General features: G+C 55.2%; 15 protein-coding genes. 8 read left to right on the top strand and 7 right to left on the bottom strand.

Features of this window, described 5'->3' with window-relative positions:
- Positions 1-57 precede the first annotated feature (57 nt).
- Positions 58-1320 (top strand): DUF1479 domain-containing protein, encoded by a 1263-nt coding sequence (locus BM323_RS03675; RefSeq protein ID WP_008104160.1) that lies wholly within the window; start codon positions 58-60, stop codon positions 1318-1320.
- A 42-nt stretch (positions 1321-1362) separates the two neighbouring features.
- Positions 1363-2103 (top strand): DeoR/GlpR family DNA-binding transcription regulator, encoded by a 741-nt coding sequence (locus BM323_RS03670; protein WP_008104158.1) that lies wholly within the window; start codon positions 1363-1365, stop codon positions 2101-2103.
- Positions 2104-2116: 13 nt separating this feature from the next.
- On the opposite strand, the gene BM323_RS03665 is transcribed toward BM323_RS03670, so the two are convergent.
- The 6 genes from BM323_RS03665 to BM323_RS03640 form a co-directional block, all read right to left on the bottom strand.
- Complete coding sequence (locus tag BM323_RS03665) at positions 2117-3364, bottom strand: type II toxin-antitoxin system HipA family toxin (protein ID WP_008104156.1); 1248 nt, start codon at positions 3362-3364, stop codon at positions 2117-2119.
- Positions 3354-3701 (bottom strand): helix-turn-helix domain-containing protein, encoded by a 348-nt coding sequence (locus BM323_RS03660; protein ID WP_008104154.1) that lies wholly within the window; start codon positions 3699-3701, stop codon positions 3354-3356. The genes BM323_RS03665 and BM323_RS03660 overlap by 11 nt, the downstream gene beginning before the upstream one ends.
- 165 nt (positions 3702-3866) lie before the next feature.
- Positions 3867-4820 carry a sugar-binding transcriptional regulator gene (locus BM323_RS03655; protein WP_008104153.1) on the bottom strand — a complete coding sequence of 318 codons (954 nt, stop codon included), beginning with the start codon at positions 4818-4820 and terminating at the stop codon, positions 3867-3869.
- A gap of 146 nt (positions 4821-4966) precedes the next feature.
- Positions 4967-5905, bottom strand: coding sequence for a sugar phosphate isomerase/epimerase family protein (locus tag BM323_RS03650; RefSeq protein ID WP_008104151.1), 939 nt, complete (start codon positions 5903-5905; stop codon positions 4967-4969).
- A 10-nt stretch (positions 5906-5915) separates the two neighbouring features.
- On the bottom strand, positions 5916-7442 hold the full coding sequence (locus BM323_RS03645; protein ID WP_008104149.1) for a glycerol-3-phosphate dehydrogenase: 1527 nt from the start codon (positions 7440-7442) through the stop codon (positions 5916-5918).
- A gap of 10 nt (positions 7443-7452) precedes the next feature.
- The gene (locus tag BM323_RS03640) at positions 7453-9000 is read right to left on the bottom strand and encodes an FGGY-family carbohydrate kinase (RefSeq protein WP_008104146.1); all 1548 of its coding nucleotides are present in this window, start codon (positions 8998-9000) and stop codon (positions 7453-7455) included.
- Between the two features lie 424 nt (positions 9001-9424).
- On the opposite strand from BM323_RS03640, the gene BM323_RS03635 reads away from it, so the two are divergent.
- The 6 genes from BM323_RS03635 (at position 9425) to BM323_RS03610 (ending at position 15680) form a co-directional block, all read left to right on the top strand.
- Positions 9425-10078, top strand: a complete 654-nt coding sequence (locus tag BM323_RS03635) for a DUF2291 domain-containing protein (RefSeq protein ID WP_008104144.1) — start codon at positions 9425-9427, stop codon at positions 10076-10078.
- Positions 10075-11613 (top strand): sugar ABC transporter ATP-binding protein, encoded by a 1539-nt coding sequence (locus tag BM323_RS03630; RefSeq protein WP_008104142.1) that lies wholly within the window; start codon positions 10075-10077, stop codon positions 11611-11613. The genes BM323_RS03635 and BM323_RS03630 overlap by 4 nt, the downstream gene beginning before the upstream one ends.
- Before the next feature lie 22 nt (positions 11614-11635).
- Positions 11636-12691 (top strand): ABC transporter permease, encoded by a 1056-nt coding sequence (locus BM323_RS03625; protein ID WP_008104141.1) that lies wholly within the window; start codon positions 11636-11638, stop codon positions 12689-12691.
- A 73-nt stretch (positions 12692-12764) separates the two neighbouring features.
- Positions 12765-13712 carry a D-ribose ABC transporter substrate-binding protein gene (locus BM323_RS03620; protein ID WP_007888383.1) on the top strand — a complete coding sequence of 316 codons (948 nt, stop codon included), beginning with the start codon at positions 12765-12767 and terminating at the stop codon, positions 13710-13712.
- Positions 13713-13863: 151 nt separating this feature from the next.
- Complete coding sequence (locus BM323_RS03615; protein ID WP_008104138.1) at positions 13864-14724, top strand: DeoR/GlpR family DNA-binding transcription regulator; 861 nt, start codon at positions 13864-13866, stop codon at positions 14722-14724.
- 200 nt (positions 14725-14924) lie between these two features.
- The gene (locus tag BM323_RS03610; RefSeq protein ID WP_008104136.1) at positions 14925-15680 is read left to right on the top strand and encodes a YoaK family protein; all 756 of its coding nucleotides are present in this window, start codon (positions 14925-14927) and stop codon (positions 15678-15680) included.
- A gap of 49 nt (positions 15681-15729) precedes the next feature.
- Here the strand turns inward: BM323_RS03610 and BM323_RS03605 are convergent, their stop codons facing one another.
- Positions 15730-16275 carry an NUDIX hydrolase gene (locus tag BM323_RS03605; protein ID WP_008104134.1) on the bottom strand — a complete coding sequence of 182 codons (546 nt, stop codon included), beginning with the start codon at positions 16273-16275 and terminating at the stop codon, positions 15730-15732.
- Positions 16276-16312: the final 37 nt, after the last annotated feature.

Here is a 16312-nt window from a genome sequence, read left to right as displayed (position 1 = left end):
AATGAAGTGAAATTTAGTTTCGAATGAAACATACAAGTTAACGAATCGGAGCATGTCATGAATAATACTTTCACTTCATTGCAACAACCTGATGATTTCAAACAAAACGTTCGTCTGATGAAAAGCGTGCTGAGAGAGCAGATAGGTGATGTCGAAGGTCTGTTTGAACAAGTCAGAAGCAAAATCGTCAGCGAAATTGCCGCCGCTCGTGCGGAAGAGGCGCAAAACGGCAGCGCGTGGCCGCAGGTCAGCCAGCAGGATATTGCGGCGGGATGTATTAGCGATGAAGTGAAGGATCATATCCGTCGACGCGGTTGTGTGGTGGTGAAGCAGACTTTCCCGCGCGAACAGGCGCTGGCCTGGGATGAGTCGATGCTCAAATACCTCGATGACAACGATTTTGACAATGTCTATAAAGGGCCGGGCGATAACTTCTTCGGCAATCTGGATGCGTCACGTCCGGAAATCTATCCGATTTACTGGAGCGATGCGCAGATGTCAGCGCGCCAAAGCGATGCCATGGCCCAAACGCAATCATTCCTCAATCGCTTGTGGAGGTTTGAGTCACGCGGCACACGCTGGTTTGAACCTGACGTCAGTATTATTTATCCCGATCGTATTCGCCGCCGCTTGCCTGGCTCCACCTCCAAAGGCCTTGGTGCGCACACTGATTCGGGCGCGCTGGAGCGTTGGTTATTGCCGGCGTATCAGCAGGTGTTCAGCAAAATTTTCACCAACCAGTTTGATCAATACGATCCCTGGGATGCGTCGCATCGCACCGAAGTGAATGAGTATCAATCGGGCACCACTACCAAATGTTCGGTATTCCGTACCTTCCAGGGCTGGACTGCACTATCGGATATGCAGATCGGTCAGGGCTTGCTGCATGTGGTGCCGGTGCCGGAAGCGATGGCCTATTTGTTGCTACGTCCGTTGTTGAAAGATGTGCCGGAAGATGAGCTGTGCGGCGTCGCGCCGGGTAAAGTGTTGCCGGTATCAGCGCAGTGGCATCCGGAACTGATTGACGGCTTGTGTTCGATTCCCGCACTGCAGGCCGGCGATTCGGTATGGTGGCACTGCGATGTGATCCATTCGGTCGCGCCAGTAGAGAATCAGCAAGGCTGGGGCAATGTGATGTACATTCCCGCCGCGCCGCTGTGCGAGAAAAATGCCGCCTACGCGACCAAAGTGGCGCAAGCGCTGGCCACCGGTGCATCGCCAGGCGATTTCCCGCAGGAGGATTATGAAACGCAGTGGCGCGATCGCTTCACCCTCGATGCGTTAAATGCCCATGGTCGCCGCAGTCTGGGATTGGGCTAAATTTCTGGTAAGCTTGGCAAAAATTTCACAGCAGCAGGTGTTATGAACGCACGTCATCAGCAGATTATCCAATTGGTTAGCGAGCGCGGCAGCGTCAGCGTAAATGAGCTGGCGCACACCACCGGCGTCTCGGAAGTGACCGTGCGTCAGGATCTCAATCTCCTCGAGAAAGGCGGCTTTCTGCGCCGCGTGCACGGTTCCGCCGTGGCGCCAGAAAGTGATGACGTGGGCGCGCGTATGCAAACCCGCTTCGCGGTGAAAAAGCGTCTGGCCGAATACGCGGCGTCGCTGGTGAACAGCGGTGAAACGGTGTTTATCGAAGGCGGCAGCACTAACGCCTTGTTGGCGCGTGAACTGAGTGAACGCAATGACATCACCATCATTACCGTGAGCCATTACATCGCCGGATTGCTACGCGAAAAGGGCGGCGATGTGATCATCCTCGGCGGCCTGTTCCAGAAAAGCAGTGAATCGGTGGTGGGGCCGCTAACGCGTTTGTGTATTCAGCACCTCAATTTCCACAAGGCGTTTATCGGCATTGATGGCTGGGATGCAGTCACCGGCTTTACCGGCCGCGATATGCTGCGCTGTGACGTAGTTAACGCCATCATGGAAAAACCCACGCACACCATCGCGTTGACGGATTCCTCAAAGTTTGGCCAGATTCATCCGTTTGCGCTGGCACCGCTTCAGCCGTTTAAACAGCTGATCACCGATGCCGAACTGGAGGCAAGCTATCTAAAAACGCTGCGCGAGAAGGGCGTGGAAGTGAGTTTGGTTTAACTTAAGCGATCAGTTATTCAAGTGAAAAAGGATTGATGAATTGCCTGTTCCACAGACTTTTCCGATCCACCTGGCTCAGTTCGGCTTCATCACAAACATGATGCCAATAAGTTTCGATAGCCGTTTTTAACATCATGAAATGCGTATGAGCGTCAGCGCGACTCAAAGCAAAGTGATGAGCTGCATCCAGACAACTGCTCATGCGACTCAAATTATTGTTGCCGCTAATCAGCATCGCCTGCGAGGCTTCGTTGCCAGCGCGGCCCTGCGGGCAAATATCATAAGCAGGCGTAAGACTGAAGCTGTTGCCGTCCCAGAATGCAGCATGATTGCGGGCATGGTCATCGGTATTGCCGCAGAGAATATTGAAGCAAAGCCGTTTATACAGTTCCAGCAAAGTCTCTTTGGGCGAGGCAAATCGCTGACGAATAATTTCAGCGAGTGTTTCGTAACTGGCATAGCGCGCCAGCATATCGTCGAGTTCAAACAAGGTCAGCGCCGAAAGCATTACTTTTCGTGCCCATCCATCGGCTTTTTGTTCGCGGTCGAAACGCTCAATCATGATCACATCGCGTCCGGCTGCTTTGACTAACTTGACCGGAGCGACATGCAAACCTGCCAACTGCGCCAATCGCATCGCCAGGAATTCGCCTTTCACCACATTCCAGATATCCGTACTGGCAGAAAACTTAGCAATGTATTTTTTTCCCTCGGCCTCGATCAGCGCTTTGGGCCGCGCGCCACCGATCGACGTCCCATGAAAAAGCGCCTGATCCAATTCAGGTGTTAGCGGTACGCCTTTTTCGACCCGATCAGCAGACTCCATTAATTCAGGAAGGGTGACATTCGCAGCCGATCGCGGAACGTACTCCGTTGCCGAGTGCTGGAAATCAAGCGCACCAATACGATCTGAACCGGACTCGATGAGATATGTCAGCTCATCGAGTATTCCGGTATCGACATTAGCGCCTTTACGTCCCATTCGACGGTTGATAATGACACGACGTCCCCAGGCATCAGGCGCGCTATCACGAATACAGCCCGCAATCGTTAACCCATTCAGCGGCGAAATAACGCCAGTCTGCAGAGGAAGTTCATTGGGATTGAGCGGAATGCAGTTTTCTCGCTGCAGATAACTACGACCATAGTTGAAAAACAGCGTATCGCCTTCAGCCTCTAGCCTGCCCGCCACCACTGGCGATGTTTCACCTGGTAGCCATATCCATACGTAAGCGTCTCTTAAACGCGCTTCAGAAGTCATCCTTCACCTTCCTGCTGCTCTTTTTTTTGCTGGTGTGTTTAGGTAACAGCTTTAGCTTTTCCTCAACACGGTTTCGATGGCTGACCAATGAGGGCAAACTCACCTGTGTATCAAACAGGGGAATGCCCAGGATGGCCGCAATCTCGAAATAACTGCCAATCTGACATTTCACATCGCCTTGCTCAATACGATGCAAAGTCCCGCGCGAAATGCCGGCTCTTTCAGCCAACTCGGATACCGGAATTTGCTTCTCGATCCGTTCAGCACGAATCAAGGAAGCTAATAGGGCAATCGCTTCCTGCGCATAGCGTGAGGTTGGTGAAGTAAGAGAAGTCATGATCTGTTCCATACACGGTACCAATTAGCGTTATATGTACAATATATGGAACATCTTAGCCTGATGTGAAGGATTTTATCAATGTTGTAAACCGCCATGGATGTTCTCTGTATGGTACCAATGATGCTTATTGGTGCCATACAGAGAACATTTAACCATTCTGCTTTAACCCACCAACGCCTGCGCCGTCACTTCATCCGTGATCAAACCGGTCACCAGACCGCTGGCCAGCACCGCGCGAATCGCAGCAACTTTACTGGCGCCGCCCGCCAGGGCGACAATCTCTGCGCGATGCGAAAGATCGAGATCCACCGACAAGGTGCGTGCCGTCAGGTTGGTGTGAATCATCTGCCCGCTGGCATCGAAGAAGTGGCCCAGCAGTTCGCCGACCGCTCCGGATGAGGAGATATCATTGATCTCCGCTTCATCAATCATGCCGGCTTCAACCAGCTGAGCGGCAGGTTCGACGGTGCCAATGCCCACCAGTTTGACTTCACTCTGCGCCGCCATGGCAAATACCTCGCTCACACCGCGCTGCGCCAGCAACACTTCACGATCTTCCTGAGTATTCGCAAAGAAAGGCACAGGCATCATGTAAGCCTGCGCACCGGTTTTCTCGGCAATACGATGCATGACGTCGTGGGGATTGAGCGCATAGTTGCGGGTTAAACAGCCGAGCAGCGAGACAAAGCGCATATGCGGCGCATCAATACGCGGCAATTGGTGGATGGCGGCGGAAAGGGTGCGGCCGTGCCCCAGACCTAGCGTGGTAGAAGGCGACGCGGTGAGCAGGTTACGCAGATAATCCGCGCCCGCCATACCCAACGCACGCACCGGCAAGCCTTCTTCACCGAGATCGGGCGCGACATGACAGAAGTTAAGCGCGAATTTCGCCCGCAGCCGATCTTCTAACGCGACGCAGGCGACAATATCGCCATCGATAGACACCTTCACCGCACCTTCCGCCACCATGCGCGCAATCATGCGGTGCGTTTTCACCGACGGCAGCCCAAGTCGTTTCGCCACTTCCGCCTGCGTTAAACCGCCGACGTAGTGCAGCCAGGCGGCGCGCAGCGCCAGAGATTCGTCGCGTTCAGTCGAGGTTGGTGCCGGTTTCATGGGTTGTCCTTTAGTTTAAATGGTGCACTTTGGCCCTCATCCCAACCTTCTCCCGCAAGCGGGAGAAGGAGCCGATCGAGCAGCCTGCGCGGACAGTTCCCTCGCCCGCTTGCGGGAGAGGGTTAGGGTGAGGGGAAATGCGCACCTCACTCCGCCAAATGCAGATCCTGCACGCCGGTATCAATATGTCCGGCCCAGAAGGCGACGCTTTCGGCGATCTCGGCCACCACATTGCTGTCGGTTGGCTCGCGCTCTTTGAAGCTCAGTTCAAGGCAGATCTCATTATCCTGCGCGCCGCCGCGCGCCAGCGCATCCAGCAGCGGCTGGGGCTGAATGCAGCCGCTGGCATTGTACTGCAATGTAAAAGGTCTGTGTCCGCCTTTATCCAGCATGCTCTGTTTAATATGGATAATCGGAGAATAACGCGGCACCGCTTCCGCCCACGCATAGGGATCGTAATCGCGCGGATCGGCGGAGGTAACATCACCGTGATCGATATCCGCCATCATCCACATCGGCAGCGCCATCGAGGCTTCGCTCAAACGCTGCTGCAGTGCTAAACAGGCAGGAATGGTTTCACCAAACTCGCGGCCGACGCTCATCGGCTCCCAAAACAGGTATTTCAGTCCGGCGGCTTTGGCGTGTTCGGCAACGTCGGCCCAGCAATCAATGGCGATATCGATCAGTGCTTCGCGGCGCGCAACATCGTTGAAATCCTGTTGAGTAAAGATGGCGAACTGCGATCCCACCGAGTCGCCGCCCAGTTCGGCAGTGATATCAGCGAAGGTTTTGAACCAGTCGACGTAATAGCGGCGCACTTCAACATCAGGATGGCCAAAGTGGTTGAGTCGACCATACGGCCCGGTCATGCCGGAGGTGACGCGCACGCCGGTGGCGCGCAGCGCCTGCTGCATCAAACGCGTCATGCGCGTGATGGTCGCAGCGGGCCAGCCGGGATTGATGAATTCATGGGTGAGCTGCACATCACGGATGCGGATCTGCTGCGCCACGGTGTTAATCAAATCCTGCGGATCGGCAAAGCGATTCACCAGCGGATTGGTATTCAGTGACAGCGTTAACGGCATGTTTCACCTCTTATCCGGCATGCGCACGCAGCGGCGCGGGAGCAACAAAGGTGGCGTTGAACCACTGGGTAAAAGCCTGTTGCTGCGCGTCATCGAGGTGCAATTTATGCTTGGTGCGACGCCACAACACATCTTCAGCCTGCTGCGCCCACTCGTTTTCCACCAGATAACGCACTTCGGCTTCATACAGTTGCCCACCAAAATGACGGCCAAGATCGCCCAGCGCATTGGCATGACCGATCAACTTATCGATACGCGTGCCATACAGCCGCGCATAGTGTTTACGCAGCGGCTGCGGTAGCCACGGCCAGCGTGCTTTTACCTGCTCTAAGAAACTGTCGAAATCGGCGTGTGGCATATCGCCGCCCGGTAAGGTGGCACCACGCGTCCAGTCCGCGCCCATGTTGGGGAAGAACGGTGCCAGCTTCTGAATGGCGTGTTCAGCCAGCTTGCGGAAGGTGGTGATCTTGCCGCCAAACACATGCAGCAGCGGGGCGTTTTGCTGATCGTCGAGGTCAAACACGTAATCACGCGTCACCGCCGATGGATTGCCCTTGCCATCATCAAACAGCGGACGCACGCCGGAGAAGCGCGTGATCACATCGCTGGCGCGCAGTTTCACCTTGAAGTAGCGATTTACCACGTCGATCAGATATTGCTGTTCGCTGTCGTCGGCAGTGACCGCTTCCGCTTTACCTTGCCACGGAATATCGGTGGTGCCGATCAGCGCTTTATCGCCTTCATACGGATTGATAAAAATCACCCGCTTGTCGGTGTTCTGCACCAGATACGCCTGCTGACCTTCCCAGAATTTCGGCACGATGATGTGCGAGCCTTTGACCAGCCGCACGTTGCGACTGCTTTTGGTGTGCGTCACCTGATTAACGATATCCAGCACCCACGGCCCGGCAGCGTTAACCAGCACTTTGGCAAACACGGTGCGCGAGGTGCCGCTGGCATCCTGCAGGGTGATTTCCCACTTACCGTTATGACGTGTTGCCGCCACGCAGCGGGTGCGCGGCAGAATGGTGGCGCCACGCTCGGCGGCATCCAGCGCATTCAGCGTCACCAGCCGCGCATCATCCACCCAGCAATCGGAGTACTCGAATCCTTTGCTGTAGTTATCCAGCAGTGGCGCACCTTCAGGATCGCGCGATAAATCCAGCGAACGCGTGCCCGGCAGCTTTTGACGGCCGCCAAGATGGTCATAAAGAAACAGGCCCAAACGCACCAGCCACGCCGGGCGATCGGTTGGGCTGTGCGGCAACACAAAGCGCATCGGCCAGATGATATGCGGCGCGGCGTTGAGCAGCACTTCGCGCTCGATCAGAGCCTCACGCACCAGACGAAACTCGTAATACTCCAGATAACGTAACCCGCCGTGCACCAGCTTGCCGGAGCGCGATGAGGTGCCCTGCGCAAGGTCATCTTTCTCACACATCATCACCGACAAGCCGCGACCGGCGGCGTCACGCGCGATACCCGCACCGTTGATACCGCCGCCAATCACAAACAGATCCAGCATGTGTTCACTCATGATTTACTCCTTAAAACTGTTTTAGCGCGTGCCAGGCGGCAGGAAGATCGTTACGCATCTGCTGATAGGTGGGGAACAGCTGGTTGTAGCGCTGCATCAGTTCGCTGGCTGGCGCTTCGGGCGCATCCAGCAGCGGCATCACCCAGGTTTTGACGCAGCTCTCCATCGACGGATACGCGCCAATCGCTACCGCCGCCATCATCGCGGCACCGGCCGCACCGGCTTCGTCGCGCTGGCTGATGCGCACCGGCGCACCAATGCAGGCAGATAAAATCTGGCGTAACGGCTGCGAACGCACCGCGCCGCCGGTTAAACGGATTTCGCCCGGCAAACTGCCCATCGCCTGATAGCAATCGCGCGCGGCAAAACCGATGCCTTCGATCACCGCCCGCACCAGATCGCCAAAATTGTGGGTGTAACTCAGGCCGGTAAAGCTGGCGCGCGCTTCGGCATTGACGAACGGTCCACGCTCACCGGCAATCGAGATATAAGGGTGATAGAGCAGGCTGCCGGGCTTGGCCGCGTTGAGCCAGCGATCGATATGTCCCACCAATCGGCCATGATCGATTTCGCAACCAAAGCTGTTGAGCAGATCGCTGGCCAGATTCAGTAGCCAGTCGAGATTGAGCGTCGATGCCATGTTGGTTTGCACCTGGGTGACATAGCCCGGCCACGGCAGCGGAATCACGTAGCCGGTTTGCGCCGGATTCAGCCACACCTCATCGATGGTGACGCTGCGCAGATGCACGCCGGTCGATCCGACAATCGAGCATGCGGTATTGGCTTCCCCGGTATGCACGCCAGCGCCAAGCGCGGTCATCGCCATATCGACATAGCCGAGACAGATTGGCGTGCCGGCCCGTAAACCGGTGGCCTGCGCGGCTTCAGCGGTTAATGGATGCGTGGTTTCCGTGCCTTCGATAATTTCCGGCAGCAGATGACGACGCTGTTCCAGCCCCAGCGCGGCAATCACCTGATCGTCGTAACGCTGGTGGCGGAAGTTGCCAAAGGTAAAGCTGGCTTCTGAAGGGTCGGTGGCGCGAATGCCGGTGAGATTGAGGTAGAGCCAATCTTTACAGTGCAGCGCCACTTCGCTGTTGGCTAACAGCTCGGGGTAGAAGTGATCCATGTGCGCCAGCTGCGATCCCTGCTGACAGGTGTTGAGTCCGGTGCCGGTCGCGCTAAAGCGTGCGGCGGCTAACGGATGTTGATTGAGTTTTTCAACCGTCGGTGCCGCGCGCGCATCTAACCAGATCCACGCATCGCCGATCGGCTGGTTATTGGCACCCACCAGCCAGCTGCCGTCGCCTTGAGCAGTGACAGCCACCGCGACAACTCGCGCAGCGAGATTGTCGACGCGCTCGCCCAGTTTACGAATTGCGGTGACCGCATCCTGCCAGGTTTGGCTCATTGACTGCTGCGCCGCGCCGCCTTCGCTGCGGTAATAACTGTTACGCACCGATGCGCATGCCAGTTGCGTGCCTTCCAGATCAAACGCCACCGCTTTAACCACCGAGGTGCCGGAATCCAGACCCAGAATGATATCGCCACTATCCACGTACACCTCCGAAAGAAGAAGAGTTCTGTTCATCGCCGTGATCACCGGAAAGGTGTTAATGGGCTGTGATGAATTTGCTAAATAATGTCTTACACCACTTCTCACTGAGATAACATATCACCTGTATTATTTTTCGATAAAACCAATAAATTTCACTTCGGATAGCGAAGCAGATCACGGATTAGGTGGTAAAACCTCACAAGAAGAAATGAGATATCACGCCGAAAAGGCTCGCATGGCGGGGTTTAATGCGCTTTGTGACGAGGCCGACATCAAATAAGCGATCCAGATCGCTCTCCTGAAAAAATTGCGCGCCACCTGTTGACAATTTAGTCACATCAGCACAATTCTCATCACACAAGTTATCACATTTATAACATTATCGGCGCGATTATCGCAGCTGATGTCAGTGAGAGGTCACGTTATGTCCGATGTCTCAATTCAGGCCCAGCAAATCTCCCGTAAGCGCGTCCGGCGCTACGCCACTCTCGGTGTGGTGGTGATCGCGGTGATCGCGGCGATGGCGCTCGACACCAAGGTGGTAAAAATTGGCTCCGCCGATGATGCGCAGGAGCAGGGATTCTCGCCGGACAGTTACGGCCAGAAAACCTTCCCAACCATTCAGCAGGATGTTGAATCACGCGCGGTAGAGGCCAAAACGTTAGCCGATGCGCTGCAAGCGAATCAGCAGGAAGCGGTGCAGAAGTATGGCGTTGGCGCGCCGCTGCCGGTCTTCGCCGTTAAATTCTCCGGCGTGGTGCGAGCGGGGCAGATGGGCATCTTCCCGATGAAAATCGACGGCTTGCCGGCAGATATGCAGGTGCGGCTGCAAACCGGTCCGGCGATTACTGGCACCGATCTGCGTGACGCCAACGGTAAGATTCAGTTCGGCGATTTCACTAACCAAATCGAGTATCAAAATGCCGGTTCGGCGATCAATCGCGCGATGAAAAGCGCGGTGCTCGACAAGCTGGATCGTGATGCGTTACCGGGTAAAACCGTGCAGGTGGTTGGCGTGTTCCGTTTGCTCAACGCGAAGAACTGGATGGTGACGCCGGTCAGCATGGAGGTGAAATGAAACCGTTCAACCTTAATCCCGCCTTGCTGAAAGGCGAAGTGATTCTGCAGGCGCGCAACGTGAGTAAAGTGTACGGCTCCACGCACGCGCTGAAGGGCGTCAATTTCGAAATTCGTCGTGGCGAAGTGACCACGCTGTTCGGTGAAAACGGCGCGGGTAAATCGACGCTGATGAAAATTTTGTCTGGCGTGATTACGCCAACAACCGGGGAAATCTTATTAAACGGCGAGGAGAAGACCTTTCGATCCGCCACCGAAGCGCGTGACTGCGGCATCTCGATTATCCATCAGGAGTTGAATCTCGCGCCAAATATGAACGTGCGCGACAACATCTTTATGGGCCGCGAAATCATAAAGCCGGGCGGCGTCGATTATGCCGAAGAGGCGCGCGTGACGGCGCACCTGATGGCGGCGCTGGAGGAGGAGATTGATCCGCTAACGCCAGTGGAAAACCTGCGTCTGGGCCAACAGCAGATCGTGGAGATTGCGCGCGCGCTGTCGGTCAATTCGCAGATTCTGATCATGGATGAACCGACCTCAGCCCTGAGCGCAGCAGAAGTGGCGGTGCTGTTCCAGGTGATCCGTGATTTAACCAGCCAGGGCGTGGCGATTGTCTATATCTCGCATCATCTCGAAGAGGCGCTGGAGATTACCGATCGCGCGGTGGTGCTGCGCGATGGCGTGATGACCGCCTATGCCAAACGCGATGAGATCGATCTCGAATGGATCGTGCGCAACATGGTCGGCGATCACTTTGATCTGGGATCGCCGCCGCAGGGTTACGACTTCGGGCTGCCGGCGCTGACGGTGAAAGATCTGACATTGAAAAGCAAAACCGGCATTCGGCTGGTGGACAACTTATCGCTGGCGGTGCAAGCCGGCGAGATCGTCTGCATTTACGGGCTGATGGGCGCGGGGCGCACCGAACTGCTGGAGTGCATCGCCGGACGTCTGCAGCAAAGCAGCGGCCATATTCTGCTGCAGGATACCGATATCTCCGGACTGACCATTTCACAACGCATTCAAATTGGGCTGGCGCTGGTACCCGAAGATCGGCAGCGCGATGGCCTGGTACAAACCATGTCGGTGGGTGAAAACCTGTCGCTCGCCAGCATCGGCGACTTTGTGCGCGGGCTGGTGCTCTCCAGAAGCCGGGAAAAACAGCTGGTCAACGACAGCATTCGCAACGTGACGGTGAAGACCGCCGGTGGCGATGCGGCGATTGGATCGCTCTCCGGTGGCAATCAGCAAAAAGTGGTGATCGGCAAAATGCTCGCCACCCGTCCCAAAGTGATTCTGCTGGATGAGCCGAGCCGTGGCATCGATATCGGCGCAAAAGCGGAAGTGTTTCGCCTGCTGGCGGAGAACGCCAAAAAGGGGCTGGCGGTGGTGTATACCACCTCGGAAGTGGGCGAATGTCTGAGTATTGCCCATCGCATTGTGGTGATGAGCAAAGGGCGCATCTCCGCCATCTTCGACGCAAGCGTCAGTAAAGAACGCATTATGGCCGCTTCAGGCGAGTCTCTGGTGGCATGACATGAAAAGTGGAGCAAAAGGTATGACAGACAGAACCCAAACGCTGGACACGCCGCCGGTGGTAAACAAGAAAAAAAGCGACAAGCAGCTGAATGTGGCGCGGCTGCTGCTGGAAGGGCGCGCGTTCATCGCGCTGCTGGTGATTATCGCTACCTTCTCAATGTTATCGCCCAACTACTTTACCGGCGCCAACTTCCTCACCATGGCATCGCACGTGGCGATTTTCGGTCTGCCGGCGATCGGCATGCTGTTGGTGATCCTCAACGGCGGCATTGATTTATCGGTGGGCTCTACGCTCGGTCTCGCCGGTGTAATGGCCGGATTTATGATGCAGGGCATCAATCTGGAAGCGCTCGGCGTGGTGCTCTATCTGCCGGTGTGGGCGGTGGCGATTTTGACGCTGGTGGTTGGCGCGCTGGTGGGATTAGTCAACGGCGTACTGATCGCCTGGTTCCGCGTTCCGGCATTCGTTGCCACGCTCGGCACCATGTATGTGGCGCGCGGCATTGCGCTGCTAATCACTAATGGCCTGACTTACAACAAACTCTCAGGCAGCGAAGCGCTGGGAAATACCGGCTTCGACTGGCTCGGCTTTAATCGCATCTTCAATATCCCGGTTGGCGTGCTGGTGCTGGGCGTGGTGGCGCTGGCGTGTGGTTTCCTGCTCAGCCGCTCGGCGTTTGGTCGCTGGCTGTACGCTTCGGGTGGTAACGAACGCGCGGCCGACCTGTCGGGTGTGCCGGTGAAGCGCATCAAAATCAGCGTCTATGTGTTGTCTGGCGTCTGCGCCGCACTCGCCGGGCTGGTGCTCTCCTCACAGCTCACCTCGGCGGGCCCAACCGCCGGTACCACCTATGAACTGACCGCGATTGCGGCGGTGGTGATTGGTGGCGCGGCGCTGACCGGTGGACGCGGCAACGTGCGCGGTACGCTGCTTGGCGCGTTCGTGATTGGTTTTCTCTCTGATGGCCTGGTGATTATCGGCGTCTCTGCTTACTGGCAGACGGTGTTCACTGGTGCCGTGATCGTGCTTGCGGTATTGCTCAACACCCTGCAATACGGACGGCGCGCTCGCTAACTCACGCGCGCTGTTTCAGCAGCGCGCGGATATCCGTAAAACCTGTACCCCAAATAATAACGGAGCACCAACTATGTTCACTAAACGTCTCTTCATCGCGGCCGCAGCTATGGCCATCACCACTTTTGCTGCACCCACCTGGGCAGATAACGGGTTAATGACCATCATCGTTAACGATCCTTCCAACCCTTACTGGCTGACGGAAGGTCAGGTGGCGCAGAAAGCCGCTGAAAAGCTGGGTTACAGCGCCAAAGTCAGCGCGCACAAGGGCGATACCAATACCGAAAGCCAGCTGATTGATACGGCGATCACCAATAAATCAAAAGCGATTATTCTCGACCCGGCTAACGCCGATGGTTCGGTTGGCTCGGTGAAAAAAGCCATCGCCGCCAATATTCCGGTATTTATTATTAACGCCGAACTGAACCAAAGCGGCCTTGCCAAAGCGCAGTTGGTTTCTAACAACGCGCAGGGCGCGGCGGTTGGCGCGATGGAGTGGGTGAAGCAGGTGGGCGATACCGCGAACTATGTCGAGCTGGTTGGCCCGCCGTCAGATAATAACGCCGCCACCCGCGCCAATGGTTTTGACACCGTGCTGACGCAATATCCCACGCTGAAGAAAGTAGGCCAGGAAGTGGCTAACTGGGACCGCACCCAGGGCTTCAATAAAATGCAGTCGCTGCTGCAGGCCAATCCCAACATCAAAGGTGTGATCAGCGGCAATGACGAAATGGCGCTGGGCGCGATCGCTGCGCTGAAAGAAGCTGGCAAACTGAATCAGATCAAAGTCGGCGGTTTTGACGGTTCACCGGATGCGGTCGACGCCGTGAAAGCCGGTACGCTGGCTTACACCGTGATGCAGCCGGTAGCGCAGTTCGCGCAAAAAGCAGTAGAGCAGGCTGATAGCTTCCTGAAAACCGGCAAAACCGGAGCAGCCTCCGAGAAGCAACTGTTTGACTGCATCCTGATTACCAAAGAGAACGCCGGTAACTTTGCTTCACCGTTTGTTCTGAAGCAGTAAATAAACCAGGTCGCCATAAATGGCGACCCTACATAACGCGATATCTTCCGTAGGGTCGCCATTTATGGCGACCTCAGCATTTGCCAAAACCCGTTTTAAACGCTGTAATGAGTGCCGAACCCGCTTTCCGCTTCACTTTCCCGGATGAAATATGGCGCACAACCCGCAGGACTCTTCCCTTGGCGTATTTATGGCCGAAACCTTACCCAGCGATAGCCGTCAGGCGCGCCAGCTGGCCCGTCGTCAGCTAATCGCCGAAGCGGTAATGGCTGAAGGGGCGATCCGCATTGAAGATATCACCGATCGCTTTGGCATCAGTTTGATGACCGCACATCGCGATATTGACGAGATGGTTGAACGCGGTTTGCTGCATAAATCGCGCGGCGTGGTCTCTGCGACGCCAACCAGCCTGGTTGAATCCAGCGATATCTACCGCGCCACACGTCAGTTGGAAGAGAAGCAGGCGATTGCCGATGTCGCCGCCACCTATCTCGAACCGGGGCAGGCGATTTTTCTTGATGATTCCACCACCGTGCTGCAAATGGCGCGACTGCTCTCCGCACGCGCGCCGCTAACGGTGATCACCAATTCACTTACTTTGATGAACGAGCTACGCAACGGCCGCGATATCACCTTGATGGGCCTCGGCGGACAGTTCTATCACTGGTGCAATGCGTTTATGGGCCGTATGACGCGGGATGAAATTGCCAGCCTGCGTGCCGACGTGTTTTTCGTCAGCATGTCAGCGATTATCGACGATGCGGTGTTCCATCAATCTGCTGAAACGGTAGAGACCAAACGCGCGATGTTTGACGCCGCGCAGAAGCGCATTCTGATGATGGATAACACCAAGTTTGAACGTCGGGCGCTGCACCGCTTTGCGCACCTGAGTGAATTCGATGTAGTGATTGTCAATCAGGGCACGCCGGTACCTATTTTGCGTCGTATGCAGGATTTAGGGGTAAATGTGGTGGTCGCGCCAATGAAAATAAATCATTCGGTTAATTCGTGAAAAGAGGGTCACCATAAATGGCGACCCTACGATTATATAGCATGCCAATCTTTACATTAATTTAAATATATTCCCGCCTCGTTGATTTTTTTACTTTCTTTAATTCGTTCAGCGTCTTATTCGGCAATTTCCTGGTCATGAACGTAGCGTAGTGCTCTATGGTTATTATTCGGCCCTGGTTCAGAATAATGAGGTATCTGATGCTGATTAAACTTAAACGCACACGAACGCATGATGAGGACAGGAATCTGGCCATGTGGCTCGCCACCGCAGCCGGCGTGCTCAATGCGATCGCCTTGGGGGCGTTTGGCTTTTTCCCCTCACACATGTCAGGTAATACCTCACAATTATCCAGTGAAGTATCGAACGTTAATTTTCGCGATATCACCTTTTTAGCCACCATTCTGTTTGCCTTTGTTTGTGGTGCGGTCACGGCGAGAATGGTGGTGATCAGCGGATTAGCCAACGGCAATCGTATTATATTCTGCCAAATATTGTGGGTTGAAGGGCTGGCTTTAATCGCGTTATCGCTGTTTGAAATGTTCTTTTATTCGTCGGCCAACAACCGGGAAGTTATTGTCATTCTGGGCTTCCTGATGGGCGTGCATAATTCAACTTCAACGCAGTTATCCAATGGCCGCGTGCGCTCAACCCATATTACCGGCACGCTGACCGATGCCGGAATTTCACTGGCGTCGGTATTAGCCGCGCTGTTCCGCCGCGATCCCTCCAAACAACTCTCGGGCCAGAAACGTCAACTGTGGACGCATCTGACCACCATTTTCTCCTTCCTGATCGGCGGGATTGTCGGCCTGATGATGTTTAAACATCTTGGTTTTAAAGCCATGTCGATGGTCGGCGGCATACTGCTGATTGTTGCCACGTTGGCGATGGTGAGAACGGTGGTGCGGGTAAAGAACAACCGCTCACTGGCCTTAAAACCGTCCGGCAAATAAGGCCGCAACCTTAGCAGCCGCATTTATCAAGCGGCTGCTAAAGACGAGATTAGTCGATAAGATTTTTCGCTCTGGCCAGCAGAAACGCGGTCACAGACGTTGCGTCGGTGATCTTGCCTGCCAGAATTAATTCAAGAAATTCGACAGTTTTGATTTTTCTCGCGGTTAATCCTACTTCTTCTGCATCCAGATTTTGTCCCTGATAGCTCAGGTTACTCGCCAGATAAATGTGATAGCCCTGCGCGGAATAGCCTTGCGCTAATTTTTGATATCCCACGTGTTCAAGCTGCCCGGCAATGAGCCCGGTTTCTTCTAGTAGCTCGCCTGCGGCAAGATCTTCAGGCGCGGCATCGGGCGCAAGTTCCCAGCTTCCCTGTGGCAGTTCAATGGTGCGTTCACCCAGCGGATAGCGGAACTGTTCAACCACATAAATGTGGTCATCCTCAACTGGCAAAATCACCACAAAATCATTCTTCTCAATCACCGAATAGATGCCTTCGCTGCCATCGGCGCGCTGGATTTTGTCCTCTTTCAAGGTTAACCAGCGGTTACGGTAAATCTCAGTTGAAGCAAGCGTATGGATTTCAGGTTTCACTGTTGGCCTCCGTGATCTCAATAAGTGAATAACTATA

The organism is Pantoea sp. YR525 (genome assembly GCF_900116775.1).
Taxonomy (GTDB): Bacteria; Pseudomonadota; Gammaproteobacteria; order Enterobacterales; family Enterobacteriaceae; genus Pantoea; species Pantoea symbiotica.
Note: the sequence above shows the minus strand (reverse complement) of the source record. Positions and strands in the feature narration are given on the sequence as shown.

What these genes read in the sequence shown, in the direction of transcription:
- BM323_RS03675 (WP_008104160.1), top strand. Translation starts at nt 58, where the DNA reads ATGAATAATACTTTCACTTCATTGCAACAACCTGATGATTTCAAACAA.
- BM323_RS03670 (WP_008104158.1), top strand. Translation starts at nt 1,363, where the DNA reads ATGAACGCACGTCATCAGCAGATTATCCAATTGGTTAGCGAGCGCGGC.
- BM323_RS03665 (WP_008104156.1), bottom strand. Translation starts at nt 3,364, where the DNA reads ATGACTTCTGAAGCGCGTTTAAGAGACGCTTACGTATGGATATGGCTA.
- BM323_RS03660 (WP_008104154.1), bottom strand. Translation starts at nt 3,701, where the DNA reads ATGACTTCTCTTACTTCACCAACCTCACGCTATGCGCAGGAAGCGATT.
- BM323_RS03655 (WP_008104153.1), bottom strand. Translation starts at nt 4,820, where the DNA reads ATGAAACCGGCACCAACCTCGACTGAACGCGACGAATCTCTGGCGCTG.
- BM323_RS03650 (WP_008104151.1), bottom strand. Translation starts at nt 5,905, where the DNA reads ATGCCGTTAACGCTGTCACTGAATACCAATCCGCTGGTGAATCGCTTT.
- BM323_RS03645 (WP_008104149.1), bottom strand. Translation starts at nt 7,442, where the DNA reads ATGAGTGAACACATGCTGGATCTGTTTGTGATTGGCGGCGGTATCAAC.
- BM323_RS03635 (WP_008104144.1), top strand. Translation starts at nt 9,425, where the DNA reads ATGTCCGATGTCTCAATTCAGGCCCAGCAAATCTCCCGTAAGCGCGTC.
- BM323_RS03630 (WP_008104142.1), top strand. Translation starts at nt 10,075, where the DNA reads ATGAAACCGTTCAACCTTAATCCCGCCTTGCTGAAAGGCGAAGTGATT.
- BM323_RS03625 (WP_008104141.1), top strand. Translation starts at nt 11,636, where the DNA reads ATGACAGACAGAACCCAAACGCTGGACACGCCGCCGGTGGTAAACAAG.
- BM323_RS03620 (WP_007888383.1), top strand. Translation starts at nt 12,765, where the DNA reads ATGTTCACTAAACGTCTCTTCATCGCGGCCGCAGCTATGGCCATCACC.
- BM323_RS03615 (WP_008104138.1), top strand. Translation starts at nt 13,864, where the DNA reads ATGGCGCACAACCCGCAGGACTCTTCCCTTGGCGTATTTATGGCCGAA.
- BM323_RS03610 (WP_008104136.1), top strand. Translation starts at nt 14,925, where the DNA reads ATGCTGATTAAACTTAAACGCACACGAACGCATGATGAGGACAGGAAT.